The sequence below is a fragment of the Flavobacterium sp. genome (genome assembly GCF_029242675.1).
In the GTDB taxonomy this organism is placed as follows: Bacteria; Bacteroidota; Bacteroidia; order Flavobacteriales; family Flavobacteriaceae; genus Flavobacterium.
Map to the genome: position 1 here is coordinate 1 of NZ_JAQWTM010000441.1, position 2,401 is coordinate 2,401.

The 2,401-nt window shown below is 35.2% G+C and carries 5 protein-coding genes; 4 read left to right on the top strand and 1 reads right to left on the bottom strand.

All coding sequences use genetic code 11. The features are described 5' to 3' along the window. Both P8M54_RS16075 and P8M54_RS16080 read left to right on the top strand, forming a co-directional pair. Nucleotides 1-186, top strand: a 186-nt coding sequence (locus tag P8M54_RS16075; RefSeq protein ID WP_300289060.1) for a GNAT family protein, incomplete at its 5' end; no start/stop codon positions are given. Next, nucleotides 187-429 (top strand): hypothetical protein, encoded by a 243-nt coding sequence (locus P8M54_RS16080; protein ID WP_300289061.1) that lies wholly within the window; start codon nt 187-189, stop codon nt 427-429. 5 nt (nt 430-434) lie between these two features. On the opposite strand, the gene P8M54_RS16085 is transcribed toward P8M54_RS16080, so the two are convergent. After that, the gene (locus P8M54_RS16085; protein WP_300289062.1) at nt 435-824 is read right to left on the bottom strand and encodes a hotdog domain-containing protein; all 390 of its coding nucleotides are present in this window, start codon (nt 822-824) and stop codon (nt 435-437) included. 67 nt (nt 825-891) lie between these two features. On the opposite strand from P8M54_RS16085, the gene P8M54_RS16090 reads away from it, so the two are divergent. Both P8M54_RS16090 and P8M54_RS16095 read left to right on the top strand, forming a co-directional pair. Beyond that, nucleotides 892-1,296 carry a glyoxalase gene (locus P8M54_RS16090; RefSeq protein WP_300289063.1) on the top strand — a complete coding sequence of 135 codons (405 nt, stop codon included), beginning with the start codon at nt 892-894 and terminating at the stop codon, nt 1,294-1,296. Between the two features lie 183 nt (nt 1,297-1,479). Continuing rightward, the gene (locus P8M54_RS16095; RefSeq protein WP_300289065.1) at nt 1,480-2,193 is read left to right on the top strand and encodes an alpha/beta fold hydrolase; all 714 of its coding nucleotides are present in this window, start codon (nt 1,480-1,482) and stop codon (nt 2,191-2,193) included. Nucleotides 2,194-2,401: the final 208 nt, after the last annotated feature.

Below are 2,401 nucleotides of genomic sequence, written 5' to 3' on the forward strand. Positions count from 1 at the left end.
CTAAAATTACACCGCATTAGTGCTGGTTGCGCTACGGCAAATGTGGGATCCTATAAAGTTTTAGAAAAAGCTGGAATGCTTCGCGAAGGACTTTCGAGGCAACTTATTCCCTTAAAAACAGGATGGTCTGACTGCTACGAATATGCAATTTTAGCGGATGATTTTCTGCTTAAAAAGTCTATTTAAATGAACACAACAGATTGGATTGGCTTTATTGGAGTAACTATTTTATTAATTGCTTACCTTTTAAATCTGGGTAAAATAATTAAGCAGGATAGCGCCATTTATCTTTTTTTGAATGTTTTGGGCGCTGGAATTGCGTGCTTTGCTTCCATCCTACTGGATTATTTGCCTTTTATTATTTTAGAAGGCTGTTGGACCGTAGTTTCTGCTTTTGGACTTGTATCCTTTTGGATGAAGAAAAAGTAGATGTACTACTGATTCACTCTATTTTTGATGAATTCAATTTCTGTTTTGCCATGCGCCTTCGGTTTACCGTCTTCTCCTAAACTTACCATCGTGGTGCTGTCAATGGAAATAATCGTTTCTCTAGTCATCATGTTTCTTGCTTCGCATTTTAAAGTGATAGAAGTGTTACCAAACTTTACTACATCAATCCCAATTTCGATAATATCCCCTTGCTTTGCTGAGCTTCTAAAATTGATTTCCGACATGTATTTGGTTACTATTCTGGGATTCTCAAGTTGCACAATTGTGTACAAAGCCAGCTCTTCGTCAAGCCATGCTAATAATTTACCACCAAATAAAGTACCATTAGGATTTAAATCTTCGGGCTTAACCCATTTTCTTGTATGAAAGCGCATATCTTCTATTTAATAACGCTAAAGTAACACATCTAAAGAAAATTTTCTGTAATTTTAAGAAAAAAACATGATCGACAGAGATTCATTTTTACAAGATTTTCGTGGAGAGACCATTGGCTCCATAGGTACAAATTCCTCTTCAGAAGAAACTTTTCAAAACAAGGTGCTCCGCCCTATTTTAAAACTTCAAAACGACTTATTATTGGCCGCTTTTGCAAATTATATTTCCAAATACAAAGGAGATTTTTACAATCTAAAACTCGACAAACGGCTAGCAGTCATTGAAAATGCGGTTCAAAAAGATGTAAAATTTAGAAATACACTTAAAGGTATGGTCGTAGGATTATTCACAAAGGAGGAATATCTTTTGTATGCCGCCAATTCATCGAACTTGAATAAACGAATGATGACTATGCTCCTCGAACGCCTTAAAAGTCAAATACAGCTCTTTGACCAGCCAACTACACTTTAGTTTATATTGTAGCTCAGTGCCAATTTTATCGAATTCGCAAAAATACTTCGTAACCTAAATACATTATTAACGATTTATAATATATTGATGTTCTGCAAGCTAAGATATGTAAAAAGTAATTTTACTTTAAGTCTAGCTCCCAGATACTGACATTTTTTCGTTATTATTGTTTAAAACAAAATTATGAAAGAGGAATATTTCAAATGGTATTCTCCAAACCTAAATAGAGAGATTGAAATGTTAGTTTTTGGACATTCAGGCTATCCTGTGATTTTGTTTCCAACATCCATGGGGAGTTATCATGAAAACAAGGACATGGGACTGATCGAATCAGCAAGATGGTATATCGAGCAAGGATTGATTCAAATTTATTGCCCTAATAGCATCGATAAAGATAGTTTTTACAATAAAAACATCCACCCTATTCATCGCATAGAAAATCATTTGTGCTACGATAAAATGCTGTGCCATGAGATTGTAGAAAAAGTAAAAAACAATACGCCCTCAGGCAAGGTTGCAATGGCGGGATGTAGTTTTGGAGGATTTCATGCTGCTAATTTTGCCTTTAGGCATCCAGGCTACGTCAGTCATTTATTTTCAATGGGCGGTGCCTTCGATATTAAAAATTTTATGGATGGATTCCATAACGACGATGTGTTTTATAATAGTCCGCTTGATTTTTTATATGGATTAGAGGATCATGAGTTATGGAATATGGATATTGTTTTAGGAACTTCTAACTGCGATATTTGTTATGATGCTAATTTAAAGTTGCATAAAGTACTCAATGATCGTACTGTGCCGCATTGGTTTGATGTTAGGCCTGACCGCAAGCATGATTGGCCGGTTTGGAAGGAAATGTTTCCTCACTATTTATCCCGAATCAAGTTTTTATAAAAATCAAATACTATTAAATTAAAAAATAGAATAATGAAAAAAATTGGAATATTATTTGGGATGGAAGATACCTTCCCGCAGGCATTTATCGATAGAGTCAATTCAAAAAACGAGAAAGATATAGTAGCGGAAGCGGTCAGCATCGATATGGTCGTCCAAAACAAAGGTGGCGATTATGCCGTTATTATCGACCGTATATCACAAGATG